This is a genomic window from Streptomyces sp. NPDC048392, from assembly GCF_043200575.1.
GTDB lineage: Bacteria > Actinomycetota > Actinomycetes > Streptomycetales > Streptomycetaceae > Streptomyces.
On record NZ_JBICYB010000027.1, the window covers coordinates 15,221 to 41,403 of the forward strand.

At 70.9% G+C, this 26,183-nt stretch carries 27 protein-coding genes; 21 read left to right on the forward strand and 6 right to left on the reverse strand.

All coding sequences use genetic code 11. From position 1 onward, the window contains the following. Nucleotides 1-26 precede the first annotated feature (26 nt). From prmC to ACGFYH_RS27950, 15 genes are all read left to right on the forward strand, one after another. Entirely contained in the window at nucleotides 27-872 is an 846-nt protein-coding gene (gene prmC / locus ACGFYH_RS27880) for a peptide chain release factor N(5)-glutamine methyltransferase (protein ID WP_393805931.1), read from the forward strand. A 62-nt stretch (nucleotides 873-934) separates the two neighbouring features. Beyond that, nucleotides 935-1,582 carry an L-threonylcarbamoyladenylate synthase gene (locus ACGFYH_RS27885; RefSeq protein WP_393805932.1) on the forward strand — a complete coding sequence of 216 codons (648 nt, stop codon included), beginning with the start codon at nucleotides 935-937 and terminating at the stop codon, nucleotides 1,580-1,582. Continuing rightward, on the forward strand, nucleotides 1,579-2,259 hold the full coding sequence (locus tag ACGFYH_RS27890) for a protein-tyrosine-phosphatase (RefSeq protein ID WP_393805933.1): 681 nt from the start codon (nucleotides 1,579-1,581) through the stop codon (nucleotides 2,257-2,259). Before ACGFYH_RS27885 ends, ACGFYH_RS27890 begins: the two co-directional genes overlap by 4 nt. 391 nt (nucleotides 2,260-2,650) lie before the next feature. After that, entirely contained in the window at nucleotides 2,651-3,907 is a 1,257-nt protein-coding gene (gene glyA / locus ACGFYH_RS27895; RefSeq protein ID WP_393805934.1) for a serine hydroxymethyltransferase, read from the forward strand. A gap of 129 nt (nucleotides 3,908-4,036) precedes the next feature. After that, nucleotides 4,037-5,347 (forward strand): MraY family glycosyltransferase, encoded by a 1,311-nt coding sequence (locus ACGFYH_RS27900; protein WP_393805935.1) that lies wholly within the window; start codon nucleotides 4,037-4,039, stop codon nucleotides 5,345-5,347. A gap of 287 nt (nucleotides 5,348-5,634) precedes the next feature. Beyond that, a complete protein-coding gene (locus ACGFYH_RS27905; protein ID WP_393805936.1) occupies nucleotides 5,635-6,069 on the forward strand; it encodes a hypothetical protein in 435 nt (144 codons plus the stop codon). 210 nt (nucleotides 6,070-6,279) lie between these two features. After that, the gene (atpB, locus tag ACGFYH_RS27910) at nucleotides 6,280-7,116 is read left to right on the forward strand and encodes a F0F1 ATP synthase subunit A (RefSeq protein ID WP_393805937.1); all 837 of its coding nucleotides are present in this window, start codon (nucleotides 6,280-6,282) and stop codon (nucleotides 7,114-7,116) included. A gap of 75 nt (nucleotides 7,117-7,191) precedes the next feature. Continuing rightward, nucleotides 7,192-7,431, forward strand: coding sequence for an ATP synthase subunit C (locus ACGFYH_RS27915; RefSeq protein ID WP_005311859.1), 240 nt, complete (start codon nucleotides 7,192-7,194; stop codon nucleotides 7,429-7,431). Nucleotides 7,432-7,472: 41 nt separating this feature from the next. Beyond that, a complete protein-coding gene (locus tag ACGFYH_RS27920) occupies nucleotides 7,473-8,024 on the forward strand; it encodes a F0F1 ATP synthase subunit B (protein ID WP_393805938.1) in 552 nt (183 codons plus the stop codon). A gap of 5 nt (nucleotides 8,025-8,029) precedes the next feature. Next, nucleotides 8,030-8,845: a F0F1 ATP synthase subunit delta gene (locus ACGFYH_RS27925; protein WP_393805939.1), complete on the forward strand. Its 816-nt coding sequence runs from the start codon at nucleotides 8,030-8,032 to the stop codon at nucleotides 8,843-8,845. 155 nt (nucleotides 8,846-9,000) lie between these two features. Further along, the gene (gene atpA / locus ACGFYH_RS27930; RefSeq protein WP_393805940.1) at nucleotides 9,001-10,590 is read left to right on the forward strand and encodes a F0F1 ATP synthase subunit alpha; all 1,590 of its coding nucleotides are present in this window, start codon (nucleotides 9,001-9,003) and stop codon (nucleotides 10,588-10,590) included. A 21-nt stretch (nucleotides 10,591-10,611) separates the two neighbouring features. Beyond that, nucleotides 10,612-11,553, forward strand: a complete 942-nt coding sequence (locus tag ACGFYH_RS27935) for a F0F1 ATP synthase subunit gamma (RefSeq protein WP_393805941.1) — start codon at nucleotides 10,612-10,614, stop codon at nucleotides 11,551-11,553. Further along, nucleotides 11,553-12,989, forward strand: coding sequence for a F0F1 ATP synthase subunit beta (atpD, locus tag ACGFYH_RS27940; RefSeq protein WP_393805942.1), 1,437 nt, complete (start codon nucleotides 11,553-11,555; stop codon nucleotides 12,987-12,989). Before ACGFYH_RS27935 ends, atpD begins: the two co-directional genes overlap by 1 nt. A 130-nt stretch (nucleotides 12,990-13,119) precedes the next feature. Then, on the forward strand, nucleotides 13,120-13,494 hold the full coding sequence (locus ACGFYH_RS27945) for a F0F1 ATP synthase subunit epsilon (protein WP_393805943.1): 375 nt from the start codon (nucleotides 13,120-13,122) through the stop codon (nucleotides 13,492-13,494). Between the two features lie 142 nt (nucleotides 13,495-13,636). Beyond that, complete coding sequence (locus tag ACGFYH_RS27950) at nucleotides 13,637-14,083, forward strand: DUF2550 domain-containing protein (protein WP_393805944.1); 447 nt, start codon at nucleotides 13,637-13,639, stop codon at nucleotides 14,081-14,083. A 74-nt stretch (nucleotides 14,084-14,157) separates the two neighbouring features. Here the strand turns inward: ACGFYH_RS27950 and ACGFYH_RS27955 are convergent, their stop codons facing one another. The 3 genes from ACGFYH_RS27955 to ACGFYH_RS27965 form a co-directional block, all read right to left on the reverse strand. Next, nucleotides 14,158-15,984 (reverse strand): glycosyl hydrolase family 18 protein, encoded by a 1,827-nt coding sequence (locus ACGFYH_RS27955; protein WP_393805945.1) that lies wholly within the window; start codon nucleotides 15,982-15,984, stop codon nucleotides 14,158-14,160. Between the two features lie 134 nt (nucleotides 15,985-16,118). Next, nucleotides 16,119-16,760, reverse strand: coding sequence for a response regulator (locus ACGFYH_RS27960; RefSeq protein WP_393805946.1), 642 nt, complete (start codon nucleotides 16,758-16,760; stop codon nucleotides 16,119-16,121). Then, the gene (locus ACGFYH_RS27965) at nucleotides 16,757-17,953 is read right to left on the reverse strand and encodes a sensor histidine kinase (protein ID WP_393805947.1); all 1,197 of its coding nucleotides are present in this window, start codon (nucleotides 17,951-17,953) and stop codon (nucleotides 16,757-16,759) included. The genes ACGFYH_RS27960 and ACGFYH_RS27965 overlap by 4 nt, the downstream gene beginning before the upstream one ends. A gap of 152 nt (nucleotides 17,954-18,105) precedes the next feature. Here ACGFYH_RS27965 and ACGFYH_RS27970 point away from each other — a divergent pair, with 152 nt between their 5' ends. Both ACGFYH_RS27970 and ACGFYH_RS27975 read left to right on the forward strand, forming a co-directional pair. Beyond that, on the forward strand, nucleotides 18,106-18,690 hold the full coding sequence (locus tag ACGFYH_RS27970) for a hypothetical protein (protein ID WP_393805948.1): 585 nt from the start codon (nucleotides 18,106-18,108) through the stop codon (nucleotides 18,688-18,690). After that, complete coding sequence (locus tag ACGFYH_RS27975) at nucleotides 18,687-18,875, forward strand: DUF5708 family protein (protein WP_393805949.1); 189 nt, start codon at nucleotides 18,687-18,689, stop codon at nucleotides 18,873-18,875. The genes ACGFYH_RS27970 and ACGFYH_RS27975 overlap by 4 nt, the downstream gene beginning before the upstream one ends. Here the strand turns inward: ACGFYH_RS27975 and ACGFYH_RS27980 are convergent. From ACGFYH_RS27980 to ACGFYH_RS27990, 3 genes are read right to left on the reverse strand one after another with little or no spacing between them, the layout of a single operon-like run. Further along, the gene (locus ACGFYH_RS27980) at nucleotides 18,872-19,444 is read right to left on the reverse strand and encodes a cob(I)yrinic acid a,c-diamide adenosyltransferase (protein ID WP_393805950.1); all 573 of its coding nucleotides are present in this window, start codon (nucleotides 19,442-19,444) and stop codon (nucleotides 18,872-18,874) included. The genes ACGFYH_RS27975 and ACGFYH_RS27980 overlap by 4 nt on opposite strands. A gap of 13 nt (nucleotides 19,445-19,457) precedes the next feature. After that, nucleotides 19,458-20,207, reverse strand: a complete 750-nt coding sequence (locus ACGFYH_RS27985; RefSeq protein WP_393805951.1) for an ABC transporter permease — start codon at nucleotides 20,205-20,207, stop codon at nucleotides 19,458-19,460. A 24-nt stretch (nucleotides 20,208-20,231) separates the two neighbouring features. Next, nucleotides 20,232-21,014, reverse strand: coding sequence for an ABC transporter ATP-binding protein (locus ACGFYH_RS27990; RefSeq protein ID WP_393805952.1), 783 nt, complete (start codon nucleotides 21,012-21,014; stop codon nucleotides 20,232-20,234). A 79-nt stretch (nucleotides 21,015-21,093) separates the two neighbouring features. Here ACGFYH_RS27990 and ACGFYH_RS27995 point away from each other — a divergent pair, with 79 nt between their 5' ends. From ACGFYH_RS27995 to ACGFYH_RS28010, 4 genes are all read left to right on the forward strand, one after another. Then, nucleotides 21,094-21,735, forward strand: a complete 642-nt coding sequence (locus ACGFYH_RS27995; protein WP_393805953.1) for a TetR/AcrR family transcriptional regulator — start codon at nucleotides 21,094-21,096, stop codon at nucleotides 21,733-21,735. Between the two features lie 136 nt (nucleotides 21,736-21,871). Continuing rightward, a complete protein-coding gene (locus ACGFYH_RS28000; RefSeq protein ID WP_393805954.1) occupies nucleotides 21,872-22,720 on the forward strand; it encodes a 3-hydroxyacyl-CoA dehydrogenase family protein in 849 nt (282 codons plus the stop codon). 192 nt (nucleotides 22,721-22,912) lie between these two features. Next, nucleotides 22,913-23,236: an STAS domain-containing protein gene (locus ACGFYH_RS28005; RefSeq protein ID WP_087807203.1), complete on the forward strand. Its 324-nt coding sequence runs from the start codon at nucleotides 22,913-22,915 to the stop codon at nucleotides 23,234-23,236. Between the two features lie 286 nt (nucleotides 23,237-23,522). Then, a complete protein-coding gene (locus ACGFYH_RS28010) occupies nucleotides 23,523-26,171 on the forward strand; it encodes an ATP-binding protein (protein WP_393805955.1) in 2,649 nt (882 codons plus the stop codon). Nucleotides 26,172-26,183 lie beyond the last annotated feature (12 nt).

Here is a 26,183-nt window from a genome sequence, read left to right on the forward strand (position 1 = left end):
GATCAGCTCAGCCCCGGAGGACCAGCGTGAACCTGCTGCTCGCGGAGGTGGCCCAGGCCACCCAGCGGCTGGCCGACGCCGGCGTGCCCTCGCCGCGCACCGACGCGGAGGAGCTCGCCGCGTATCTGCACGGCGTCAAGCGGGGCGAGCTGCACACCGTGCCGGACGCGGACTTCGACGCCCGGTACTGGGAGGTCGTCGCCCGCCGCGAGGCGCGCGAGCCGCTCCAGCACATCACCGGCCGCGCCTACTTCCGCTACCTGGAGCTCCAGGTCGGCCCCGGCGTCTTCGTGCCCCGCCCCGAGACCGAGTCGGTCGTCGGCTGGGCCATAGACGCGGTACGCGCCATGGACGTCGTCGAGCCCCGCATCGTCGACCTGTGCACCGGCTCCGGCGCCATCGCGCTCGCGCTGGCCCAGGAGGTGCCGCGCTCGCGCGTGCACGCCGTGGAGCTGTCCGAGGACGCCCTGGTGTGGACGCGCAAGAACATGGAGGGATCCAGGGTCGACCTGCGCCAGGGCGACGCCCTGACGGCCTTCCCCGACCTCGACGGTCACGTCGACCTGGTCGTCTCGAACCCGCCGTACATCCCGCTCACCGAATGGGAGTACGTCGCCCCCGAGGCCCGCGACCACGACCCGCAGCTGGCCCTGTTCTCCGGCGAGGACGGCCTCGACCTGATCCGCGGTCTGGAACGCACCGCGCACCGCCTGCTGCGCCCCGGCGGCGTGGTCGTCGTCGAGCACGCCGACACCCAGGGCGGACAGGTCCCGTGGATCTTCACCGAGGAGCGGGGCTGGGCCGACGCGGCCGACCACCCCGACCTCAACAACCGCCCCAGGTTCGCGACCGCCCGCAAGGCGATGCCGTGAGCACCGCTCCGAGCACCGCCCCGACTTCGACCCCGCAGTACGTGTACGAGGAGGCCCGCTAAATGGCACGGCGATACGACACCAACGACGCGACCGACCGAGTGACCGGTCTGCGCGAGGCCGCGTCCGCCGTCCGCCGAGGCGAGCTGGTGGTGCTGCCGACGGACACCGTGTACGGCATCGGCGCCGACGCCTTCACCGCGGAGGCCGTCGGCGACCTGCTGGAGGCCAAGGGGCGGGGCCGCAACATGCCCTCCCCGGTCCTCATCGGCTCGCCCAACACCCTGCACGGCCTGGTCACCGACTTCTCCGAGATGGCCTGGGAACTGGTCGACGCCTTCTGGCCGGGCGCGCTGACACTGGTCGCCAAGCACCAGCCGTCCCTCCACTGGGACCTCGGCGACACCCGCGGCACGGTCGCCGTCCGCATGCCGCTGCACCCCGTCGCCATCGAGCTGCTCACCGAGGTCGGCCCCATGGCCGTCTCCTCCGCCAACCTGACCGGCCACCCGGCGCCGGAGGACTGCGACGCCGCCCAGCAGATGCTCGGCGACTCCGTCTCCGTCTACCTCGACGGCGGGCCCACCCCCGGCAACGTCCCGTCGTCCATCGTCGACGTCACCCGCGAGGTGCCCGTGCTGCTGCGCGCCGGCGCGTTGTCGGCCGAGGAGCTGCGCAAGGTGGTACCCGACCTCGAGGTGGCGAATTGACGGCCCCTGGGACGGGGCGTGGCATAGGCAACGGGGAACGTGCCGCGGAGATCACGACGACGTTCGTCGGGCTTCCGCGCGACAGCTTCCGCATCCTCCACGTCAGCACCGGCAACGTCTGCCGCTCGCCCATCACCGAGCGGCTGACCCGGCATTTCTTGACGGAGCGGTTGGGCGTGCTGGGCGGCGGCCTGGTCGTGGAGAGCGCCGGCACCTGGGGCCACGAGGGCGCGCCCATGGAGGCGAACGCCGAGACGGTCCTCGCGGACTTCGGCGCCGACGCAGCCGGGTTCACCGGGCGCGAACTGCTCGACGAGCACGTGATCCGGGCCGACCTGGTGCTCACCGCGACCCGGGACCACCGGGCACAGGTCATCTCCATGGGTCACTCGGCGGGCCTGCGCACCTTCACCCTCAAGGAGTTCACCCGCCTCGTCAACGCCATCGACCCGGCGACGCTGCCGCCCCTGGAGGACGGCGTGGTCCTCCGCGCGCGGGCCCTGGTCCGGGCGGCCGCCGCGCTACGCGGGTGGCTGCTGGCGCCGACGGTGGAGGCGGACGAGGTCTACGACCCTTACGGGGCGCCGCTGACGTTCTTCCAGTCGGTCGGTGACGAGATACACCAGGCGCTGGATCCGGTGGTGACGGCGCTGACCGGAGTTTCCGCGCGGGCGTGAGGCGGGCAGCGGGCCGCCGGGGTTCTTCGGGTCGGTGGGTGAGGGGGTGCAGCGGGTGCTGGATCCGGTGGTGACGGCGCTGACCGGGGTTCCCGCGCGGGCGTGAGGCGGGCAGCGGGCCGCCGGCGTTCTTCGGGTCGGTGGGTGAGGGGGTGCAGCGGGTGCTGGATCCGGTGGTGACGGCGCTGACCGGGGTTTCCGCGCGGGCGTGAGGCGGGCAGCGGGCCGCCGGCGTTCTTCGGGTCGGTGGGTGAGGGGGTGCAGCGGGTGCCGGGCCCGGTGGTGACGGCGCCGACCGGTCCCGACGCGGATGCGGGGCACGCCGGGCGCCTTCGCCGCGACGGGCCTACATTGGTCCTACGGCACCGTCGACGCACGCCCGGAGCGCACCATGTCGGTCACCCACGACATCCTCGAGGCCGATGACAGCATGCCAGGGGTCCTGCTGCGCCAGGACCCCGAGCTGGCCGAGATCCTCATCGCCGAACGCCGCCGGCAGTCGACGACCCTCCAGCTGATCGCCGCCGAGAACTTCACGTCCCCCGCCGTGCTGGCCGCCCTCGGCTCCCCGCTGGCCAACAAGTACGCCGAGGGCTACCCGGGCGCCCGGCACCACGGCGGCTGCGAGATCGTCGACGTCGCCGAGCGGCTCGCCGTCGAGCGGGCCCAGGACCTCTTCGGCGCCGAGCACGCCAACGTGCAGTCCCATTCCGGGTCCTCCGCCGTCCTGGCCGCCTACGCCGCCCTGCTGCGCCCCGGCGACACCGTCCTGGCCCTCGGCCTGCACTACGGCGGCCACCTCACGCACGGATCGCCCGCCAACTTCTCCGGCCGCTGGTTCGACTTCGTCGGCTACGGCGTGGACGCGGAGACCGGGCTCGTCGACCACGACCAGGTGCGCACCCTGGCCCGCGCGCGCCGCCCCAAGGCGATCGTGTGCGGGTCCATCGCCTACCCCCGCCACCTCGACTACGCCTTCTTCCGCGAGGTCGCCGACGAGGTGGGCGCCTACCTCATCGCGGACGCCGCCCACCCGATCGGGCTGGTCGCCGGGGGAGCGGCGCCCAGTCCGGTGCCGTACGCGGACATCGTCTGCGCCACCACGCACAAGGTGCTGCGCGGCCCGCGCGGCGGCATGGTGCTGTGCGGGAGCGAACTGGCCGAGCGGGTGGACCGCGCCGTCTTCCCGTTCACCCAGGGCGGCGCCCAGATGCACACCATCGCCGCCAAGGCCGTCGCCTTCGGGGAGGCGGCCACCCCGGCCTTCGCGGCGTACGCCCGTCAGGTGATCGCCAACGCCCGGACCCTGGCCGCGCACCTGGCCGCCGAGGGCCTGGTCGTCACCACCGGCGGCACCGACACCCACCTGCTCACCGTCGACCCGGCCCCGCTCGGCGTCGACGGGCGGACCGCGCGGGGCCGGCTCGCGGCGGCCGGGATCGTCCTGGACTGCTGCGCGCTGCCGCACGCGGACGCCCGCGGGCTGCGCCTGGGCACGGCCGCCGTCACCACGCAGGGCATGGGGGAGCGGGAGATGCGGGCGGTGGCCACGCTGCTCGCGGGGGTGCTCAGGGGCGGCACGGACGCCGCCGCGGCGCGGGACGACGTACGGGATCTGGTCGCGCAGTTCCCGCCGTATCAGGACTGAGGCGGGTGGGCGCACGCGCGGGCACAACCACACGTGCAACCATCGTCGCTACCCGGAAGTCCTCAGCCATATGCGCACATCGCTAGGGTGTGAGGCTGAGGATGGCCAGCGAGACCTGTGGGGAAGCCCGTGCGTGAATACCTGCTGACGCTCTGCGTCACGGCCGCGGTGACGTATCTGCTGACGGGGCCGGTACGCAAGTTCGCGATCGTGGCGGGGGCCATGCCGGAGATCCGGGCACGTGACGTGCACCGGGAACCCACTCCGCGGCTCGGCGGGATCGCGATGTTCTTCGGACTGTGCGCGGGCCTGCTGGTCGCCGACCACCTCACCAACCTCAGCGAGGTCTTCGAGAAGTCCAACGAGCCGCGCGCCCTGCTCTCCGGGGCGGCCCTGATCTGGCTGATCGGCGTCCTGGACGACAAGTTCGAGATCGACGCCCTGATCAAGCTGGGCGGCCAGATGATCGCCGCCGGTGTGATGGTGGTCCAGGGTCTGACCATCCTGTGGATCCCGCTGCCGGGCGTCGGCACGGTGGCGCTCACCCAGTGGCAGGGCACCCTGCTGACGGTGGCGCTCGTCGTCATCACCATCAACGCGGTCAACTTCGTGGACGGCCTCGACGGGCTCGCGGCCGGCATGGTGTGCATCGCGGCGGCGGCGTTCTTCATGTACGCCTACCGGATCTGGTACTCGTACGGCATCGAGGCCGCGGCGCCCGCCTCGCTGTTCGCGGCCATTCTCATGGGCATGTGCCTGGGCTTCCTCCCGCACAACATGCACCCGGCCAGAATCTTCATGGGTGACTCCGGCTCGATGCTGATCGGGCTCGTCCTGGCGGCCGGCGCCATCTCCGTCACCGGGCAGGTCGACCCGGACGTGATGAAGCTGTTCTCCGGCTCGGAGCGCAACGCCGTGCACCAGATGGTGCCGGTCTACATCCCGCTGCTGATGCCGCTGACCATCATCGCCATCCCGGCCGCCGACCTGATCCTGGCGATCGTCCGGCGCACCTGGCGGGGCCAGTCGCCGTTCGCCGCGGACCGGGGGCACCTGCACCACCGGCTGCTGGAGATCGGGCACTCGCACAGCCGCGCGGTGCTGATCATGTACTTCTTCTCGGCGCTGATCGCCTTCGGCGCGCTCGCCTACTCCGTGAACGCCGCGTCCATGTGGATCGTGCTCGGCGTCGTCTTCCTCAGCGCGATCGGGCTGGTCCTGCTCCTGCTGCCGCGCTTCACCCCGCGCGCCCCGCGCTGGGCCGAGCACTTCGTGCCGCCCCGCTACCGGCGCCGCAGGGCGGCCGCCGCCGCCGACGCCGGGGCGGGGGAAGAACCCTCGGCGGTGGCCGAGGAGGGCGAGGGCCGGGTGCCCGTCACCGTGGGTGCCTCGGGCGCCAACGGGGCGACCGCCGTCGGACCCCGTTCGCGGGCAAGGTAAGAATCTGACTAGAGCATTGCCAACTCGTGGGGGAACGAAGTACCCCATTACCAGACAACTGGGTGCAGTAATTGCACAGACGCGCACGGTCACTCTCATGTGTGACAGCAAGCACACCCGCAGGTAAAGACCTCATCAAATAGTTTGTGATACGGTTCACGAGAACCCCCGGGTAGAGCCTAAGGACCGTAGTGCGACGGTCTCTTGGGCGTGAGGACCCCGTCCGGCCCGGGACTACGCTCGTCCATGACGACACCCTGCCCCCTGTGAAAAGCGGAGTTGCCGCCATGCCGTCCAATGACGTCCGGATCCTGCTTCAGGCCGCCGTGCCCACGGCTGCCGTCGGCGCTGTCGCCGCCGTCGTCAGCGCTGTGGTGGCCGGCGGCAAGGGGGCGGTCGGAGCCGTCGTCGCGACGGTGGTGGCGATGCTCTTCATGGGAATCGGCCTCTACGTCCTGCAGCGCACCGCCAAATCGCTACCGCACCTTTTCCAGGCGATGGGCCTGATGCTCTACGCGGCACAGATCCTGCTGTTGTTCGTCTTCCTCGCCGCGTTCAAGAACACGACGTTGTTCAACCCCCGGTCCTTCGCGATCACTTTGGTCGCCGTCACGCTCGCGTGGATCGCCGCGCAGGCGCGTGCGCACATGAAGGCCAAGATTCTCTACGTCGAACCCGATTCGTCGAGCGAAAAGCCCGAGAAGACCGGGCACTCGTCGTGAGGGGTAGGGCCGGGATAAATGCGCATGTGCAGTCCTGCTATCGTCCGGTGCCAACTGCGGCATCGCGGGCGCGGGCATCCCAGCTGACGCCTGCTCATTCGCGAGGCGAGATGCCCCCCAGCCGCCCCCACACCCGTAACACCAGTCCCGTGCCGAACAGCGGCCCCGCGCCGCGCCGACACAACGAGGTTGCCGTACCCATGCGCCACGATGAAGGAGCCCGCGGTGAGTGCTGACCCGACGCAGGTGCTCGCCTTCGAGACCGACTGCCACATTTTCGACGGATGTGGCTTCCCGGCTCCCGGCCTGCACTCGTTCCTCTTCGAGCCGCTCTGGGGCGACGCGGACAGCAACGTCTACTTCAACAAGACGATGTTGCTGGCGCTGCTCGGCTCGATCGTCATCGTCGGGTTCTTCTGGGCGGCCTTCCGCAAGCCGAAGGTCGTCCCGGGCAAGCTCCAGATGGTCGCCGAGGCCGGTTACGACTTCATCCGCCGCGGTGTCGTCTACGAGACCATCGGCAAGAAGGAAGGAGAGAAGTACGTCCCGCTGGTCGTCGCGCTCTTCTTCTTCGTCTGGATGATGAACCTCTGGTCGATCATCCCGGTCGCTCAGTTCCCGGTCACCGGCATCATCTCGTACCCGCTCGTGCTGGCCCTGATCGTCTACATCCTGTGGGTCTCGCTCACCTTCAAGCGTCACGGATTCGTCGGCTTCTTCAAGAACGTCACGGGCTACGACAAGTCGCTCGGTGCCGTGCTGCCGCTCTCCATGACCATCGAGTTCTTCTCGAACCTGCTGGTCCGACCGTTCACGCACGCAGTGCGGCTCTTCGCCAACATGTTCGCCGGCCACACCCTGCTGCTGCTCTTCACGATCGCCAGCTGGTACCTGCTGAACGGCATCGGCTTCGCCTACGCCGGTGTCTCGTTCATCATGACGGTCGTGATGACGGCCTTCGAGCTCTTCATCCAGGCACTGCAGGCATACGTCTTCGTTCTCCTGACCTGCACCTACATCCAGGGCGCACTCGCCGAGCACCACTGAGTGTCCCGCACTCCCGAACACCTGGTCGTCCGGTGGCCAACCCCCACCGGTCCGTAAAGAAAAGGAAGAACTGGCATGTCCCAGACCCTTGCCGCTGTTACCGGTGACCTGAAGGCCCTCGGCTCCATCGGTTACGGCCTCGCTGCCATCGGCCCCGGCGTCGGCGTCGGCATCATCTTCGGCAACGGCACCCAGGCCCTCGCTCGTCAGCCCGAGGCGGCCGGCCTGATCCGCGCCAACCAGATCCTCGGCTTCGCCTTCTGTGAGGCGCTCGCCCTGATCGGTCTGGTCATGCCGTTCGTTTACGGCTCCTGATCTCAGGCTGACCACAAGCCAATTAGACGAAAGGCACTGATGTGAACCCCTTGGTTCAGCTCGCGGCGGAGACGGAGAACCCTCTCGTTCCGCCGATCCCCGAGCTCATCATCGGTCTGATCGCCTTCGTCATCGTCTTCGGCTTCCTCGCCAAGAAGCTCCTCCCGAACATCAACAAGGTTCTGGAAGAGCGCCGCGAGGCCATCGAGGGCGGTATCGAGAAGGCCGAGGCCGCGCAGACCGAGGCCCAGAGCGTCCTCGAGCAGTACAAGGCACAGCTCGCCGAGGCCCGGCACGAGGCCGCGCGACTGCGCCAGGAGGCGCAGGAGCAGGGCGCCACGCTCATCGCCGAGATGCGCGCGGAAGGCCAGCGGCAGCGTGAGGAGATCATCGCCGCCGGTCACGCCCAGATCCAGGCCGACCGCAAGGCCGCCGCGTCCGCGCTGCGCCAGGACGTCGGCAAGCTGGCCACCGACCTGGCCGGCAAGCTCGTCGGCGAGTCCCTGGAGGACCACGCCCGCCAGAGCCGCGTCATCGACCGCTTCCTGGACGAGCTGGACGACAAGGCGACGACGGCCGAGGCAACCCGATGAGTGGGATGCACGGAGCGAGCCGCGAGGCCTTCGCCGCCGCACGTGAGCGTCTCGACGCGCTGACGGACTCCACGTCCGTGGACGCCGGCTCGCTCGCCGACGAGCTGGCCGCCGTCACCGCGCTGCTCCACCGCGAGGTGTCGCTGCGTCGGGTCCTCACCGACCCGGCGCAGTCCGGTGAGGCCAAGGCCGAACTCGCCCAGCGTCTCCTCGGCACCCAGGTCAGCGGCACCGCCGTCGACCTGGTGGCCGGAATGGTGCGCACCCGCTGGTCGCGGTCGCGCGACCTGGTGGACGCCCTGGAGGAGCTGGCGAGTACCGCCGACCTCACCGCCGCCCAGAAGCGGGGCCGGCTGGACAACGTGGAGGACGAGCTGTTCCGGTTCGGCCGGATCGTCGCCTCCAACACCGAGCTGCGCGCCGCGCTCACCAACGCCTCGGCCACCACCGCGGCCAAGGGCGAGCTGCTGCGCAGCCTGCTCGGCGGGCGGGCGGACGCGACCACCGAGCGTCTGGTCACGCGTCTTGTGGCCGCGCCGCGGGGACGTAGCCTGGAGTCGGGACTCGAATCCCTGTCCAAGCTCGCCGCCGACCGGCGGGACCGCATGGTCGCCGTCGTCACCTCGGCGGTGCCGCTGAGCGACACGCAGAAGCAGCGCCTCGGTGCGGCCCTCGCGAAGCTCTACGGCCGCCCCATGCACCTCAACCTCGACGTCGACCCCGAGGTCGTCGGAGGCGTCCGGGTGCAGGTCGGTGACGAGGTCATCAACGGCTCCATCGCGGACCGCCTGGAGGACGCCGGCCGCCGGATGGCGAGCTGACGCCCCGCGCGACAACAGCACAGCAAGCAGTACGTACTTACGACGGCCCTGGTTGGGCCGTGCAGAGGATTCACCTCTTATTGGGGGGAGTCCCCGACTCGTGGAATACCCCCCAAGTGAAACTTCGGGCCCAACAAGGAGAGCAGGGAACTCAGATGGCGGAGCTCACGATCCGGCCGGAGGAGATCCGGGACGCGCTGGAGAACTTCGTCCAGTCGTACAAGCCGGACGCGGCCTCGCGCGAGGAGGTCGGTACGGTCACCCTTGCCGGCGACGGCATCGCGAAGGTCGAGGGTCTTCCCTCGGCCATGGCCAACGAACTGCTGAAGTTCGAGGACGGCACCCTCGGCCTCGCCCTCAACCTCGAGGAGCGCGAGATCGGTTGCGTCGTCCTCGGTGAGTTCAGCGGCATCGAGGAGGGCCAGCCGGTCACCCGCACCGGTGAGGTGCTGTCGGTCGCCGTGGGCGAGGGCTACCTCGGCCGCGTCGTCGACCCCCTCGGCAACCCGATCGACGGCCTCGGCGAGATCGAGACGGAGGGCCGCCGCGCCCTCGAACTGCAGGCCCCCACGGTCATGCAGCGCAAGTCGGTGCACGAGCCGATGGAGACGGGCTACAAGGCCGTCGACGCCATGACCCCGATCGGCCGTGGTCAGCGTCAGCTGATCATCGGCGACCGCCAGACCGGCAAGACCGCGCTGGCCGTCGACACGATCATCAACCAGCGTGACAACTGGCGCACCGGCGACCCGAGCAAGCAGGTCCGCTGCATCTACGTCGCCATCGGCCAGAAGGGCTCCACCATCGCGTCCGTGCGCGGTGCGCTGGAGGAGAACGGCGCGCTGGAGTACACGACCATCGTGGCCGCCCCGGCGTCCGACCCGGCCGGCTTCAAGTACCTGGCGCCGTACACCGGCTCGGCCATCGGCCAGCAGTGGATGTACGAGGGCAAGCACGTCCTGATCATCTTCGACGACCTGTCGAAGCAGGCCGACGCCTACCGCGCCGTGTCGCTGCTGCTGCGCCGCCCGCCGGGCCGCGAGGCCTACCCGGGTGACGTCTTCTACCTGCACTCCCGTCTGCTGGAGCGCTGTGCGAAGCTCTCCGACGCCGAGGGCGCCGGTTCGATGACGGGTCTGCCGATCGTCGAGACCAAGGCCAACGACGTGTCGGCGTTCATCCCGACCAACGTCATCTCCATCACCGACGGCCAGTGCTTCCTGGAGTCCGACCTGTTCAACGCCGGTCAGCGTCCGGCCCTGAACGTCGGTATCTCGGTCTCCCGCGTCGGTGGCTCCGCCCAGCACAAGGCCATGAAGCAGGTCTCCGGCCGCCTTCGTGTCGACCTCGCCCAGTTCCGCGAGCTGGAGGCGTTCGCCGCCTTCGGTTCGGACCTGGACGCCGCCTCGAAGTCGCAGCTGGAGCGCGGTCAGCGCATGGTCGAGCTGCTGAAGCAGAACCAGTACCAGCCGATGTCCACCGAGGACCAGGTCGTCTCCGTCTGGGCCGGCACCACCGGCAAGATGGACGAGGTGCCGGTCGGCGACATCCGCCGCTTCGAGAAGGAGCTCCTCGAGTACCTGCACCGCCAGGAGCAGGGCCTGATGACCTCCATCCGCGAGGGCGGCAAGATGTCCGACGACACCCTGCAGGCCATCGCCGAGGCGATCGCGGCGTTCAAGAAGCAGTTCGAGACCTCGGACGGCAGGCTGCTCGGCGAGGACGCCCCGTCCGCCGCCAAGTGACGTAAGGAAGGGACCTGACTCATGGGAGCCCAGCTCCGGGTCTACAAGCGTCGCATCCGATCCGTCACCGCGACCAAGAAGATCACCAAGGCGATGGAGATGATCGCCGCCTCGCGCGTCGTCAAGGCGCAGCGCAAGGTGGCGGCCTCCACGCCGTACGCGCAGGAGCTCACCCGCGCGGTCACGGCGGTCGGGACCGGGTCGAACACGAAGCACCCGCTCACCACGGAGGCGGAGAACCCGGCCCGTGCCGCGGTCCTGCTCCTCACGAGCGACCGCGGTCTGGCCGGCGCCTTCAACTCCAACGCCATCAAGGCGGCGGAGCAGCTGACCGAGCGCCTCGAGCGTGAGGGCCGGCAGGTCGACACGTACATCGTCGGCCGGCGCGGTCTTGCCCACTACAACTTCCGCGAGCGCAAGGTCGCGGAGTCGTTCACGGGCTTCACCGACGAGCCGGCGTACGCGGACGCCAAGAAGGTCGCGGCGCCGCTCATCGAGGCCATCGAGAAGGACACGGCCGAGGGCGGCGTGGACGAGCTCCACATCGTCTACACCGAGTTCGTCTCGATGATGACGCAGACGGCGGTCGACTCCCGGCTGCTTCCGCTGCGCCTCGAAGAGGTGGCCGCGACCGGGACGTCCGCGGCTGCCGCCGGGGGGACGACGAAGGACGAGATCCTTCCGCTGTTCGACTTCGAGCCGTCGGCGGAGGACGTCCTAGACGCCCTGCTGCCGCGCTACGTCGAGAGCCGTATCTACAACGCGCTGCTGCAGTCGGCCGCTTCCAAGCACGCCGCCACGCGTCGCGCGATGAAGTCGGCCACCGACAACGCGGGCGAGCTGATCAACACGCTCTCCCGTCTTGCCAACGCGGCCCGCCAGGCCGAAATCACCCAGGAAATCAGCGAGATCGTCGGTGGCGCCAGTGCCCTGGCCGACGCGAACGCGGGGAGTGACAACTAATGACCACCACTGTTGAGACCGCGACGGCCACGGGCCGCGTCGCCCGGGTCATCGGCCCGGTCGTCGACGTGGAGTTCCCCGTCGACGCGATGCCGGAGATCTACAACGCGCTGCACGTCGAGGTCGCCGACCCGGCCAAGGAGGGCGAGCTCAAGACGCTGACCCTCGAGGTCGCCCAGCACCTCGGTGGCGGCCTGGTCCGCACCATCTCCATGCAGCCCACCGACGGCCTGGTCCGCCAGGCCGCGGTGACCGACACGGGCGCGGCCATCTCCGTCCCCGTCGGCGACTTCACCAAGGGCAAGGTGTTCAACACCCTCGGCGAGGTCCTGAACGTCGACGAGCAGTACACCGGTGAGCGCTGGCCGATCCACCGCAAGGCGCCGAACTTCGACGAGCTCGAGTCGAAGACCGAGATGTTCGAGACCGGCGTCAAGGTCATCGACCTGCTGACCCCGTACGTCAAGGGCGGCAAGATCGGTCTGTTCGGTGGTGCCGGTGTCGGCAAGACGGTGCTCATCCAGGAGATGATCTACCGCGTCGCCAACAACCACGACGGTGTCTCGGTGTTCGCCGGTGTCGGTGAGCGCACCCGTGAGGGCAACGACCTCATCGACGAGATGAGCGAGTCCGGCGTGATCGACAAGACCGCGCTGGTCTTCGGTCAGATGGACGAGCCGCCGGGCACCCGTCTGCGCGTCGCGCTGGCCGGCCTGACCATGGCCGAGTACTTCCGTGACGTCCAGAAGCAGGACGTGCTGTTCTTCATCGACAACATCTTCCGCTTCACCCAGGCGGGTTCCGAGGTGTCGACGCTGCTCGGCCGCATGCCCTCCGCGGTGGGCTACCAGCCGAACCTGGCCGACGAGATGGGTCTCCTCCAGGAGCGCATCACCTCGACCCGTGGTCACTCGATCACCTCGATGCAGGCGATCTACGTCCCCGCGGACGACCTGACCGACCCGGCCCCGGCCACCACCTTCGCCCACCTCGACGCGACGACGGTGCTGTCCCGTCCGATCTCCGAGAAGGGCATCTACCCGGCCGTGGACCCGCTGGACTCGACGTCCCGCATCCTCGACCCGCGGTACATCGCGGCGGACCACTACAACGCCGCGATGCGCGTGAAGAACATCCTGCAGAAGTACAAGGACCTGCAGGACATCATCGCGATCCTCGGCATCGACGAGCTCGGCGAGGAGGACAAGCTCGTCGTCCACCGTGCCCGTCGCGTGGAGCGCTTCCTGTCCCAGAACACCCACGTCGCCAAGCAGTTCACCGGCGTGGACGGTTCGGACGTGCCGCTGGAGGAGTCGATCGCCGCGTTCAACTCGATCTGCGACGGTGAGTACGACCACTTCCCGGAGCAGGCGTTCTTCATGTGCGGTGGCATCGAGGACCTGAAGAACAACGCCAAGGAGCTCGGCGTCTCCTGAGCCTCGCGCTCACCGTGAGCCCCAGGGCTCACACCGGAGGGGGCGGGCGCGCCCCGTCCCCTCCGTCACGCCCCTTAGACTTGTAACCAACACCCGGCTCTCCCGCCGGGTGGTGACCCGAGGAGCCACCTTGGCTGCTGAGCTGCACGTCGCGTTGGTCGCGGCCGACCGAGAGGTCTGGTCCGGCGAGGCCACCCTGGTCGTCGCGCGCACCACGTCCGGCGACATCGGCGTCATGCCCGGTCACCAGCCGCTGCTCGGTGTGCTGGAGTCGGGCCCGGTGACCATTCGTACGAGTGACGGCGGGACGGTCGTCGCCGCGGTGCACGGCGGTTTCATCTCGTTCGCCGACGACAAGCTGTCGCTGCTGGCCGAGATCGCCGAGCTGTCGGACGAGATCGACGTCCAGAGCGCCGAGCGGGAGCTCGAGCGCGCGAAGGCGGAGGGCGACGCCCACGCCGAGCGCCGCGCGGACGTCCGACTGCGTGCGGCGGCGGGACACTGATCCACAGCACTGTGCGATAGCGTCGTGCCATGACGTCACTCAGCCGCGGCTGGGACCGGAGCCATCCGGACCCGGCCGCGGCTGAGGCAGATCCGGGTGTTTTTTCCGTTCCGTTACCTAGGAGACGAGGAGGTCGGTGTCGATGGCCCTCGCTCTGACCGTGTGCGGGATTGTCGTCGCCCTGGTGGTCATCGGGCTCTTCGTCTTCGGTCTGCGCCGCCGGCTGATCCAGCGATCTGGCGGCACCTTCGACTGTTCGGTGCGCTGGGACGCCCCCAAGGAGGGCGACGCCGGCGGCAAGGGCTGGGCCTACGGGGTGGCCCGCTACAACGGCGACCGGGTCGAGTGGTACCGCGTCTTCTCGTACTCCCCCCGCCCGCGCCGCGTGCTCGAACGCTCCGCGATCGAGGTGGCCGGCCGCCGGTTGCCCGACGGCGAGGAGGAGCTCGCGTTGCTCTCCGACGCCGTGGTCCTGGCCTGTCTGCACCGGGGCACACGGCTCGAACTGGCGATGAGCGAAGACGCGCTGACCGGATTCCTGGCGTGGCTGGAAGCAGCCCCGCCCGGACAGCGGGTGAACGTGGCGTAGCCACCTTCACCGCGCTGTCCGGGCGGGAGGTCCCCGGACCAGTCCGGGGGAGCGTCAGTGTCGCGCGGCCCGTACTACTTGAGGCCGCCGTCGATGGCGCTCACCAGTTCGCCGTTCGCGGTGTCGCCGCTGAACTCCCAGAAGAAGGCTCCGCCGAGCTTCTGCTGCTGGGCCCAGTCCATCTTGGACCTGACGGTCGCCGGGGTGTCGTAGGACCACCAGTCGGTGCCGCAGTGCGCGTACGCGGTGCCGGCGACGGTGCCGGTGGCCGGGCAGCTGTTCCTGAGGACCTTGTAGTCCTCGATGCCCGCCTCGTACGTGCCGGTCGCCGGGCCGGTCGCGGTGCCGCCGGGCGCGGACTGCGTGACGCCGGTCCAGCCGCGGCCGTAGAAGCCGATGCCGAGCAGCAGCTTGTCGGAGGGCACGCCCGCCGCCTTGAACCCGGCGATCGCCTCCGCGGAGTTGAAGCCCTGCTGCGGGATCCCGTCGTACGAGGTCAGCGGCGAGTGCGGAGCGGTCGGGCCGTTCTTCGCCCAGGCGCCGAAGAAGTCGTACGTCATCACGTTGTACCAGTCGATGTACTGCGCGGCGGTGCCGTAGTCGGCGGCCTCGATCTTGCCGCCGTCGGAGGCGTCGGCGGTGACGGCCGCGGTGACCAGGTCGTTGCCGAACTCGGCGCGCATGGCCTTCATCATGGAGCTGAAGGCGGTCTTGCCGCTGGTGGTGTCACAGCTGAGACCACAGGCGTTGGGGTACTCCCAGTCCAGGTCGATGCCGTCGAAGACGTCGGCCCAGCGCGGGTCCTCGACCAGGTCGTGGCAGGACTTCGCGAAGGCGGCCGGGTTCTTGACCGCGTCGGGGAAGCCGCCGGACCAGGTCCAGCCGCCGAAGGACCAGATGACCTTGATGTTCGGGTACTTGGCCTTCAGCTTGCGCAGCTGGTTGAAGTTGCCGCGCAGCGGCTGGTCCCAGGTGTCGGCGACGCCGTCGACGGACTGGTCGGCCGTGTACGCCTTGTCGTAGTCGGCGTAGGCGTCGCCGATGGTGCACTTGCCGCCCTGGACGTTGCCGAAGGCGTAGTTGATGTGCGTGATCTTCTCGGCGGAGCCGGAGGTGACCAGGTTCTTCACGTGGTAGTTGCGCCCGTAGACGCCCCAGTTGGTGAAGTAGCCGAGCTTGACCGCGTCGCCGCCGCCCGGGTTGCCGCCGTCGTCGCCGCCGGTGGTGCGGACCCTGACCGCGCCGCTGGCCGGGCCGGTCTGGTCGGCGGTGTCGCGGGCCTTGACGGTGTAGGAGTAGTCGGTGCCGGCGGTCAGGCCCGTGTTGGTGTAGGTGGTGCCGGTGACCGTGGCGACCTTCGCGCCGTCACGCAGCACGTCGTAGTTCTTGATGCCCTTGTCGTCGGTGGCCGCCGACCAGGACAGCTTCACCGAGGTGTCGGTGATGCCGGAGGCGGTGGGCGTGCCGGGCGCCGAGGGGGCCTCGTCGCCGGGGACGGAGGTGCCGTCGCAGCTGCCGCCGTTGAGCCGGCAGTTGGACGGGGAGCCGGGGCCGCTGCCGTTGAAGCCGAAGGAGACCGAGGCGCCGGGGGCGAGCGTCCCGTTCCAGCCGACGTTCTTGGCCGTCCAGTGGTCGCCGGAGTTGGTGACGGTGGCGTCCCAGGCAGAGGTGACCTTGGTGCCGGTGGGGAAGTCCCACTCGACGGTCCAGGAGCTGAGGGACGTGGTGCCGGTGTTCTTCACCGTCCAGCTGCCGCCGAAGCCCGTGCCCCAGTCCGAGGTCTTGGCGAAGGTGGCCGTCGCGCTGGTCGCGGCCTGGGCCGGACTCGCGAGACCGACCAGACCGGCCAGCGGGAGGGACAGCGTCGCGACCAGTGCCGCGACTCTGTGTCTGAAGCGCATGCTGCGCCTCCTTATGTGGGGTTGTGTTGTGGGCATGACTGAGCCTCATACCCGCAGTGCCGCGAGGATAGAAAGGTCTGGACCATAGGTCAATAGGTCTGGACCACTGCCACGGCCTGTAGTCGGGACGGAGACTAGATCCCCAACTCCTGAGCGAGCACCGCCGCTTGCACCCGGCTGCGCAGCCCCAGCTTCCCCAGCAGTCGGCTGACGTGCGTCTTCACCGTGGCCTCCGCCATGTCCAGCCGCTCGGCGACCGCGGCGTTGGACAGTCCCTCGCCGAGACAGGACAGGACCTCGCGCTCACGCCGGGTCAGGTCCCGCAGCACCGCCGGACCGGCGGCCGGCTTCCGGACCGGCGCCGTGGCGAACTCGGCGATCAGCCGCCGGGTGACGGCCGGCGCCACGATGCCCTCGCCGCCCGCCACCGTGCGCACGGCGGTCAGCAGGTCCTTCGCGTCGGTGTTCTTCAGCAGGAATCCGGCGGCTCCCGCCCGCAGCGCCCCGAAGACGTACTCGTCCAGATCGAAGGTGGTCAGCACCAGCACGTCGGCGAGGCCCTCCCCGACCACCGCCCGGGTCGCCGACACGCCGTCCAGGCGGGGCATCTGTACGTCCATCAGCACCACGTCCGGCCGCAGCTCGCGGGCGAGGGCCACCGCCCGCTCGCCGTCCGCGGCCTCGCCTGCCACCTCGATGTCCGGTGCGCTGCCCAGGATCAGCACCAGCCCCGCGCGGACGGCGGACTGGTCCTCGGCGACGAGGACGCGGATCATGTGACGTCTCCTCCGGTCAGGGGCAGGGTGGCGTGTACCGCCCAGATCCTGTCGCCCACCCAGCCGGGCTCCGCCACCGGCCCGGCCTCGAACGTGCCGTGCAGCAGCGCGGCCCGCTCCCGCATCCCCACCAGACCGGCGCCGGAACCGGGGGCGCGCGGGGTGCCCCGGTCGCAGTACGGGCTGGTCACCCGGACCCGCAGGGCGTCGTCCCGCCGGGTGAGCCGGACCCGGACCGTGCCCTTCGAGGCGTGCTTGAGCGCGTTGGTGAGCGACTCCTGCACGATCCGGTACGCGGCCAGCTCGACCGGCGCGGGCAGGTTCTCGCCGGGCGCCGCGTCCAGGGTGACGTCGAGTCCGTTGGCACGGGCGCCCTCGACCAGCGCGCCGAGCCCGTCGAGGGTGGGGGCGGCGGCCGGCTCGGTGTCCCCGCCGTCGTCCCGCAGGATGCCGATCAGGCGTCGCATCTCGGCCAGTCCCGCCACGCTGTTCTCGCGGATCACGCCGAGCGCCTGCCGGGTGGTCGCCGCGTCGTCCAGGGAGAGCGCGGCCGTGGAGTGGACGGCGATCGCGGAGAGGTGGCCCGCGACCAGGTCGTGCAGCTCGCGGGCCATCCGGGAGCGTTCCGCCGTCACCGCCTGGACGCGGTCCATCTCGGCCAGCAGTGCGGTCTGCTGGGCCCTGAGCAGGGCGGCGTCGGCGGCCTCGCGGTGGTTGCGCACGATGAGCCCCGTGGAGGCGGGCGCGAACGACACGATGCCGACGGCGACACCGATGAGCAGCGCCTCGGGCACCCGCCACAGCGCGAACGGCACGAGGGTCCCGGCCACGGTGAGCAGCCCGGTGATCCACGGAATGCGGCGGGCCGAGGCGGGCGAACCGTACAGCACGGCGGCGTACATCACGTCGGTGTACATGATCACCGTGACCAGGCTGCCCTGCGTGAGCGTGTCCGCGATCAGCGCGGCGGTACCGGTCAGCAGCCCGGTGCGTGGCGCGGCCCGGCGCAGCAGCTCGCAGCCCGCCATGACGGCGAGCGGCACCAGCGGCGGCCAGCGGCCGTCGAAGAGCACGATCGGCTCGTCGGCGGGCCGCACCCCCAGTCCGATGCCCCACAGCAGCACCCCGCCGAGCAGACCGGCCGACGCGGCGTACACGTCGAAGCGGCGCGGGCGGGGGAGGCGGAGGGTCATGACACCATCCAACACGGCGCACGCCCCGCTCGCCCGGTCCCGCGGAACGGTCCCGCACTGCATCTTTCGATGTACCGGAGGTTCGTCACCGGCGACGACGAACGCGACGGATTCCGACGGGATCCTGGAGGGGTGAACGAAGGGAGTGCGTCGTGGTCGTCGCGTTGATCATCGCCTGCGAGATCGGGTTCTGGGTGCTGCTGGCGCTCGGGCTCGGTGCCCGCTACCTCTTGAACCTGCGCCGCACCAGTGTGTTCCTGCTGCTGTGCGAGCCCGTGCTGGAGCTGGTGCTGTTCGCCGTGACGGCGTACGACCTCAAGAACGGCGCCGAGCCGGGCTGGGAGCACGGCCTGGCGGCGCTCTACATCGGTTACACGGTCGCCTACGGCCACTACACGATCCGCCGGCTCGACGGCCACGCCGCCCACCGCCTGGCCGGCGGCCCGCCCCCGGCCAGGCCCCCGCGCCACGGCATGCCCCGGGCCCGGCACGAGGGCCGGCTGTGGCTGCGCACGCTGCTCGGCGCGGCCGTGGCCTGCGCACTGCTCCAGGGCGCGGTCTGGTACGTCGGTGACGCGGGCGACGTCTCGTCCCTGCGTGCCTTCCAGTGGACGGCGCTCAGGGTCGCCGGCATCCACGGCCTCGTCGCCCTCGCGTACCTGATCTTTCCGAAGAAGGCGCCGGCCGGGGCGCGGGAGGGTACGGCCGAGCGGCGGCGGCAGGAGGCACGCCGGTGAGCCGGGCGTCGAAGTACCTGCTGGAGGGCCTCGTCACCCTGCTCGTCGGCCTGGCACTGTGGCTGCTCGCCGGCGACGTGGAGGTCCCCGTGGTCACTCCGGCCAAGGTCGGCATGGTGCTGATGTGCGTCGGCGGCGCGCAGAGCGCGCGGGGTCTGTACGGGGCCGCGCGCCGGTCGGCCTAGCGCTCCCCGCCCGGCACCCACAGCACGTCGCCGACCTCCTTGTTGGCCGCGCGGGCCAGGATGAAGAGCAGGTCCGAGAGGCGGTTCAGGTAGGTCGCCGTCAGGGGGTTCATGGTCTCGCCGTGGGCCTCCAGCGCCGCCCACGTGGAGCGCTCGGCCCGGCGGACCACCGTGCACGCCTGGTGCAGCAGGGCCGCGCCGGGGGTGCCGCCGGGCAGGATGAAGGAGCGGAGTTTCTCCACCTCGGCCAGGAAGCGGTCGCAGTCCGCCTCCAGCTTGTCGACGTAGAACTGCTCGACCCGCAGCGGCGGGAACTCCGGGTTCTCCACCACCGGTGTGGAGAGGTCCGCCCCCACGTCGAACAGGTCGTTCTGCACGCGGACGAGGACCTGGACGACCTCCTCGTGCAGACCGCCCAGCGCGATCGCCGTGCCGATCACCGCGTTCGCCTCGTTGGCGTCGGCGTACGCGGAGATCCTGAGGTCGGTCTTGGGGACCCGGCTCATGTCGCCGAGGGCGGTGGTGCCCCGGTCGCCGGTCCGGGTGTAGATGCGCGTCAGGTTGACCATGGGACCAGCGTAGTTAGGCTCCGGCGGTACGGAACACGCGTGTGCCCACCGTCACGGCCAGCGCGGTGAAGGCGCCGGCCACCAGGACGCCGTACAGCATGTGCGGCGTCGCGTAGGAGCCGACGTACGCGTCCCGCACCGCGTCCACCAGGTAGCGGAACGGCATCAGGTGCGACAGCACGTCCAGCCACGCCGGGCCCAGGGTCATCGGGAGCATCAGGCCGGACAACAGCATCGACGGCATCGTCAGCGCGTTGACCGCCGGCCCGAACTCCTGCGGCGTACGGACCTTCAGCGCCAGCGCGTACGACAGTGAGGCCAGCGACACCGTGAGCAGGGCGACGAACGCGAACCCGATCAGTACGCCGGGCAGCGGCGCGCGCAGGCCCATCACCAGGGCCGCCAGCACCAGCAGCACCGCCTGGAAGGCGAACACCGTGGCGTCCCGCAGCACCCGGCCCAGCAGCAGTGCCAGCCGGCTCACCGGCGTGACCCGCATCCGCTCGACCACTCCCCGGCCGTTCTCGATGATGACCGAGAAACCGGCGAAGGAGGCGCCGAACAGGCCGAGCTGGAGCAGCAGTCCGGGCACGAGCACCTGCCAGGAGCTGCCCTGTCCGCCGAGCGGCAGATCGGTCAGCAGCGGACCGAAGAAGAGCAGGTACAGCAGCGGCATCAGCACGCCGAACAGCAGCGCGAAGCGGGAGCGCAGGGACTGGCGCAGATAGCGGCCGTAGATGAGGCCGGTGTCGTGGAGCAGCATCGGAAGTCCTCGGGTCTCGGGGTCCTAGACGGCCGCGGGTGCGGCGTCGGCGGGTGCGGCGCTGCGGCCGGTCACGGCCAGGAAGGTGTCCTGGAGGGAGGCGTCGAGCGAGCCGCCGTACTCCAGCTTCAGCGCGCCCGGCGTGCCCTCGGCCGCCACCACGCCCCGGTCCACGACCACCAGGCGGTCGGAGAGGGCGTCGGCCTCGTCGAGGTAGTGGGTGGTCAGGAGGACGGTGGTGCCGTGTTCGTCGCGCAGCCGGCGGACCAGGTCCCACAGATCGGCACGGCTGCCCGGGTCGAGACCGGTCGTCGGCTCGTCCAGGAAGAGCACCTCCGGGCGGTGCGTGAGCGCCATGGCGATGTCCAGCCGGCGCCGCTGCCCGCCGGAGAGCGCGCCGCACCTGCGGTCGAGCAGCCCGGTGAGCCCGAGGTCGCGGGCCAGCTCCCCGGCGCGCTCGACGGCCCGCGCCCGGGACAGCCGGTACAGGCGGCCCTGGGTGACCAGCTCCTCCCGCACGGTGATCTGCGCGTCCACCCCACCGGCCTGCGCCACGTAGCCGCAGGCCCGGCGCACCCCCGCCGGGTCGGCCGCGAGGTCGTGACCGGCGACGGTGGCCGCGCCGCCGGTCGGGGCGAGCAGCGTGGTGAGCATCCGCAGGGTGGTGGTCTTGCCCGCGCCGTTGGGGCCGAGGAGGCCCAGGATCTCGCCCTCGCGGACGGTGAGGTCGATGCCGCGCACCGCTTCGACCGGGCCGTGCTTCGTCGTGAAGGTGCGGGACAGGGCGACCGTACTGATGATTGCCATGCGCCCAGAAAAACAGAGTCACTGCAATTTTGCAACGACTCCAAATTTCTACCGGCCCCAGCGAAGCTAGGATGCGGACATGGCCCAGGGACTCAGGGAACGGAAGAAGCGGCAGACCCGGCAGTACATCTCGGATGTCGCCACGGGGCTGTTCCTGGAGCGCGGCTTCGAGGCCGTGACGGTGGCGGAGGTCGCGGACGCCGCGAACGTCTCCGTCAACACCGTCTACAACTACTTCCCGGCCAAGGAGAGCCTCTTCCTCGACCGCTCCAGGGGCGTGGTCGACCGGCTCTCCCGCTGGGTGCGCGGGCGGCGCGACGGGGAGTCGGCGGCGCACGCCGTCCTGCGCGAGCTGCGCGAGGAGGTCGAGACGGTCTCGCCCCGGGTCGGCCTGATGGACGGCTATGCGAAGTTCATGAGGGTCATCCAGGACTCGCCCGCCCTGCGCTCACGGATGTGGGCGATCGGCCAGGAGGTGCTCCTCGACCTGGAGCGGACCCTGCGAGAGGAGACCGGCAGTGCGGACGACGACCTGACACCCGCCCTGATGGCAGGTCAGATGAACTGGCTGCACGGCACGGTCCTCGCGACCATCGGCCAGCGCATGATGGCCGGCGGCAAGCCGTCCGAGGTCTCCCGCGACATGCTCCTGCTGCTTGACGAGATGGAGGAGCTGCTGAGCGCGAAGGTGCTCAACTACGCCGTACGGGGCGCGCCCTGACACCCGAATGGCACACCGCGGTGTGATGTCCGTCATCTGAGACGTGACGCGCGTTACTAACCGGTCACACAGCGCCTCACGCCCGCTAATCTCCGGCCGAGAGACGAGAATCAGCGCGTATCAGGGGAGTCGCACAGTGGCACGGAAGCTCGCCGTCATCGGAGCCGGTCTCATGGGGTCCGGCATCGCCCAGGTCTCCGCGCAGGCGGGCTGGGACGTCGTCCTGAGGGACGTCACCGACGAGGCGCTGCGGCGCGGCACGGACGGCATCAGGGCGTCCTGCGACAAGTTCGTCGCCAAGGGGAAGCTCACCGCCGACGACGCCGAGGCCGCCCTCGCGCGCATCACCGCGACCACCGACCTGGACGCCGCCGCCGACGCGGACGTCGTCGTCGAGGCCGTCTTCGAGAAGCTCGAGGTCAAGCACGAGATCTTCCGCGCCCTCGACAAACTGGTGAAGGACGGGGCGATCCTCGCGTCCAACACCTCCGCCATCCCGATCACCAAGATCGCGGCGGTGACGGAGCGCCCCGAGCGCGTCGTCGGCACCCACTTCTTCTCGCCGGTCCCGATGATGCAGCTGTGCGAGCTGGTGCGCGGCTACAAGACAAGCGACGAAACGCTCGCCACCGCACGCGAGTTCGCCGAGTCCGCCGGCAAGACCTGCATCGTCGTCAACCGCGACGTCGCCGGCTTCGTGACCACCCGTCTCGTCTCCGCCCTCGTCGTCGAGGCCGCGAAGCTGTACGAGTCGGGCGTGGCCACCGCCGAGGACATCGACCTCGCCTGCAAGCTGGGCTTCGGCCACGCCATGGGACCGCTGGCCACCGCCGACCTGACGGGCGTCGACATCCTGCTGCACGCCACGGGCAACATCTACACCGAGTCCCAGGACGAGAAGTTCGCCCCGCCGGAGCTGATGCGCCGGATGGTGGACGCCGGTGACATCGGCCGCAAGAGCGGGCAGGGCTTCTACAAGCACTGAGGTCGCACCAGCCCCGGCAGACATCACACGCCGGGGTGAATTCGGTATCGGTTCGCTTACAGGCGGCAACCTCCGGTCGTTTCGGCCAGTCAGAGGGTGCAACACCTGATATCGCCGAGAGACCACACCGCACGGACAGCAACGAGACAGCAACGCACAGACGTCGAGGAAGACGCACGCCGGGGAGCGCATATGCACATCAGGGGCGACCACGTCGAGCTGGTCGTCGGGGGCCGCCTCGACGTCCGCAGCGCGGCGGACGCCCGTACGGTCCTGCACTCGGCCGTCGACGACGGAGCCGGTGACCTGGTGCTGGACCTGTCAGAGCTGGACTCCTGGGACGCCACCGGACTCGGCGTGATCATGGGAGCCCACCGGCGGGCCGGCCGCTGCGGCAGGCGACTGGTGCTGCGCGGCGTACCGCCGCAGATGCAGCGCCTGCTGGTGGCCACCCGGCTGCACCGCATCCTCGCCATCGAGGGCGGCATCGGCGTGGAGACCCTGCCCCGGGTGTGAGGCGGCGGGCCGGTGTGATTCGGCGGACCGGGGAGACCCGTACACCACTCGGCGAACCGCCCGACGAACGTCCGGCACACGCAATCCTCACGAGACCGTGACGTCTCGGACGGGTCGGCACCCCGGACTGTCGGAGATACTGAGCGAAGGTTTAGGGTCTGGCTGCCCGCCCTCTTGCAACCCGTCGGCGGGCCCGGACCAGAAGCGACAGCGCGGTGTGCGGCAAGGCCGGGAGGGTGGCCCCGACCGGGGCCCTGCACACGACGCTTTTGGGGGGCTTGAACCTATGGAGCCGAACAACCGGGGCCCTGAGGAGTACGGCCGGGACGGCGACCACCAGGCGCCGCGCCCGCGCCCGCCCAGGGATCCCCTCACCTCCGACTTCGGACAGCACGCGCCCGCGCTCGCCCGCACGGTGCAGCTGGTGTCCGGCGACTTCCTGCTCACCGTCAACCCCGTCGACGGCAGCGAGATCGAGGTCTGCCCGCCCGGGGAGCGGCCCGCGCGGCCCGAGAAGCTCACCGCGGCCGAACGCGCCGACGCGGAGCGCGCCGTGAAGCCGCCCGCGCCGCCGGGACCGGTCCGCACGGTACTGGGCCTGCTGGCCCGCGAGGACGAACGCGAACGCCTGGTGCGGCTGCTCGCCCGCGGCCGTTCCGTCCGCCTCACCGGCCCCGCCGGCTCCGGCCGCACCAGCCTCCTCGACGTCGTCGCCGAGGACTGCGGGGGCCTCGCGCCCGACGGCGTCGTCCGGCTCAGCGGCTTCCGCCGCACCGTCGACGACCTGCTCCACGACCTCTTCTACGCCGTGCACCGCGCGCCCCTGCACCGTCCGGGCCGGACGGAACTCCTCGACCGCCTCCGGGAGGTCGGAGCGGTCGTCGTCCTGGACGACGTCGAGTTCGGCGGCACCGCCCTCGACGAGCTGCTGGACGCCACCCCCGAGTGCGCCTTCCTCATCGGCGCCACCCCGGACGTGCCCGCCCCCTCCGCCGACTCGGCCGTCGAGGAGGTCTTCCTCACCGGTCTGGACCGCTCGCACGGCGTGGAGCTGCTGGAGCGCGCCGCCGGCCGGTCCCTGACCGAGGAGGAGGCCAACTGGGCCGGCGACCTCTGGTTCGAGTCCGAGGGCCTGCCGCTGCGCTTCGTCCAGGCCGGTGCCCTGCTGCGCCGGCGGGACCGCCAGCGGGCCGGCGCCGACGCCGTCGACGAGTTCGGCGTCTTCGCCGACGCCCGCCCGGCCGACGACACGCCCTACGACGCGACCGAGGCCGACGACGTACCCCTGCCGTCCCTCGGCGAGGCCGCCGCGCCCGCGCAGCTGCTCGCCTCCCGGCTGAGCGCCTCCGCCCGCGCCACCCTGCAGTTCGCCGTCGCGCTCGGCGGCGAGGTGCCGCACCAGGCGCATCTGCCCGCCCTGGTCGGCGACACCCACGCGGACGCCGCCCTCGGCGAGCTGACCGACTGCGGGCTGGTCTCCCCGGTCGGTTCCCGCTACCGGCTGGCCGCCGGGGTGCTCACCCAGCTGGAGAGCGCGGGCTACGCCGACGACGTACCGGACAAGGCGCAGGCCGCCGCCCAGCACTACGCCTGGTGGGCCGGGCACCCCTCGGTCACCCCGGAGCGGGTCTGCGCGGAGGCGGACGCCGTGCTGGCCGCCCTGGCCGTGCTGGTGCCGGCGACGAGCCCGACCGCCGAGGACGAGGAGAGCCCGGCCGTCCAGCTGGCCCGCACCGCGGCGCCCGCGTTCGCCGCCGGACTGCACTGGAGCGCCTGGAAGCGGGCGCTGCGCTCCGGCACCGAGGCCTCCCGGCTCGCCGGTGACGTCGCCGAGCAGGCCTACTTCCACCACGAACTCGGCGTCCTCGCGCTGTGCGAGGACCAGCTGGACCGGGCGCGCGCCGAGCTGGAGGCGTCCATCGGGCTGCGCGGCGCGCTCTCCGACAAGCGGGGCGCCGTGGCCGGCCGCCGCGCCCTCGCGCTGGTCGCCGACCGCACCGGGGACACTCCCGGCCTGGGCAGCGGCGCGGACGCGTTCGGTGCCGCGGGGGCCGTCGCCGGATTCGGCGTCGTGGGCGCCGGACTCGGGCCCACCGCGGGGGAGGGGGCGCCCGACGCCCGCGACGAGGAGCCGGTGTCGCTCTCCGCAGGCGTTCCCGCGCCCTTCCCGCCGCTCCAGCAGCCCCCGCAGTCCCCGCAGTCCCCTACGCTCGTCACCGGACGCGATCCCGCCCAGGGGCTGTCCCGCACAGCCGACGGCGGCTTCAAGGGCTTCGCGCGGCGCAACCTGGTGGCCGCCGGGGCGGGCGCGCTGCTCGTCGCCGTGCTCGGCACGGTCGTGACCCTCGGGGCCACGTCCGAGAACGACGCCGGTGATCCCTCCAACGAGGTCGGCGTCAACCCGCCGGCCAGCCAGGGCATCGGGGACGGCGACCTCGGCGCCGACCGGCCCTCCGACGACGGCCGGGGCCAGGACACGACCGGCAGACCGACCGACTCCGGCCCGGACGGCACCCCGGGCACGTCGGACGACCCGACGCCGACGGATTCGGGGCGGCCTTCGGGCGGGCCGAGCGAGACCGGGCAGCCCGGCGACGCCGGCTCGAACGACCCGGGGAACTCGCACGAACCGGACGACCCGTCCTCGTCGTCCAAACCGCCCACGTCCCACGAGCCGTCGGATCCTCCGTCCCCGTCGGAGCCGAGCGACCCCGAATCGGAGACTCCCCCCGACAGCGAGGAGCCCACGGACCCCGGCACCCCGAGCGGCTCGCCCTCGCAGCCCACCGAACCGCCGCCCGTCTCCAACAGTGCCGGCGGCACCGCCACCCCCACCGCCGCCAGCTCCCCGGCAGGCACCGCCACCGCCTCGCAGAGCAGCACCGGCACCGGCGGGCCGACCGAGCCGGACCCGACGACGGGCCAGATCATCTGATCCCGCCGGACG

Excerpts from the sequence above, each read along its gene's own strand:
- ACGFYH_RS27885 (WP_393805932.1), top strand. The coding sequence starts at position 935 with ATGGCACGGCGATACGACACCAACGACGCGACCGACCGAGTGACCGGT.
- glyA (WP_393805934.1), top strand. The coding sequence starts at position 2,651 with ATGTCGGTCACCCACGACATCCTCGAGGCCGATGACAGCATGCCAGGG.
- ACGFYH_RS27905 (WP_393805936.1), top strand. The coding sequence starts at position 5,635 with ATGCCGTCCAATGACGTCCGGATCCTGCTTCAGGCCGCCGTGCCCACG.
- atpB (WP_393805937.1), top strand. The coding sequence starts at position 6,280 with ATGAAGGAGCCCGCGGTGAGTGCTGACCCGACGCAGGTGCTCGCCTTC.
- ACGFYH_RS27915 (WP_005311859.1), top strand. The coding sequence starts at position 7,192 with ATGTCCCAGACCCTTGCCGCTGTTACCGGTGACCTGAAGGCCCTCGGC.
- ACGFYH_RS27925 (WP_393805939.1), top strand. The coding sequence starts at position 8,030 with ATGCACGGAGCGAGCCGCGAGGCCTTCGCCGCCGCACGTGAGCGTCTC.
- atpA (WP_393805940.1), top strand. The coding sequence starts at position 9,001 with ATGGCGGAGCTCACGATCCGGCCGGAGGAGATCCGGGACGCGCTGGAG.
- ACGFYH_RS27935 (WP_393805941.1), top strand. The coding sequence starts at position 10,612 with ATGGGAGCCCAGCTCCGGGTCTACAAGCGTCGCATCCGATCCGTCACC.
- atpD (WP_393805942.1), top strand. The coding sequence starts at position 11,553 with ATGACCACCACTGTTGAGACCGCGACGGCCACGGGCCGCGTCGCCCGG.
- ACGFYH_RS27950 (WP_393805944.1), top strand. The coding sequence starts at position 13,637 with ATGGCCCTCGCTCTGACCGTGTGCGGGATTGTCGTCGCCCTGGTGGTC.
- ACGFYH_RS27955 (WP_393805945.1), bottom strand. The coding sequence starts at position 15,984 with ATGCGCTTCAGACACAGAGTCGCGGCACTGGTCGCGACGCTGTCCCTC.
- ACGFYH_RS27960 (WP_393805946.1), bottom strand. The coding sequence starts at position 16,760 with ATGATCCGCGTCCTCGTCGCCGAGGACCAGTCCGCCGTCCGCGCGGGG.
- ACGFYH_RS27965 (WP_393805947.1), bottom strand. The coding sequence starts at position 17,953 with ATGACCCTCCGCCTCCCCCGCCCGCGCCGCTTCGACGTGTACGCCGCG.
- ACGFYH_RS27980 (WP_393805950.1), bottom strand. The coding sequence starts at position 19,444 with ATGGTCAACCTGACGCGCATCTACACCCGGACCGGCGACCGGGGCACC.
- ACGFYH_RS27985 (WP_393805951.1), bottom strand. The coding sequence starts at position 20,207 with ATGCTGCTCCACGACACCGGCCTCATCTACGGCCGCTATCTGCGCCAG.
- ACGFYH_RS27990 (WP_393805952.1), bottom strand. The coding sequence starts at position 21,014 with ATGGCAATCATCAGTACGGTCGCCCTGTCCCGCACCTTCACGACGAAG.
- ACGFYH_RS27995 (WP_393805953.1), top strand. The coding sequence starts at position 21,094 with ATGGCCCAGGGACTCAGGGAACGGAAGAAGCGGCAGACCCGGCAGTAC.
- ACGFYH_RS28005 (WP_087807203.1), top strand. The coding sequence starts at position 22,913 with ATGCACATCAGGGGCGACCACGTCGAGCTGGTCGTCGGGGGCCGCCTC.
- ACGFYH_RS28010 (WP_393805955.1), top strand. The coding sequence starts at position 23,523 with ATGGAGCCGAACAACCGGGGCCCTGAGGAGTACGGCCGGGACGGCGAC.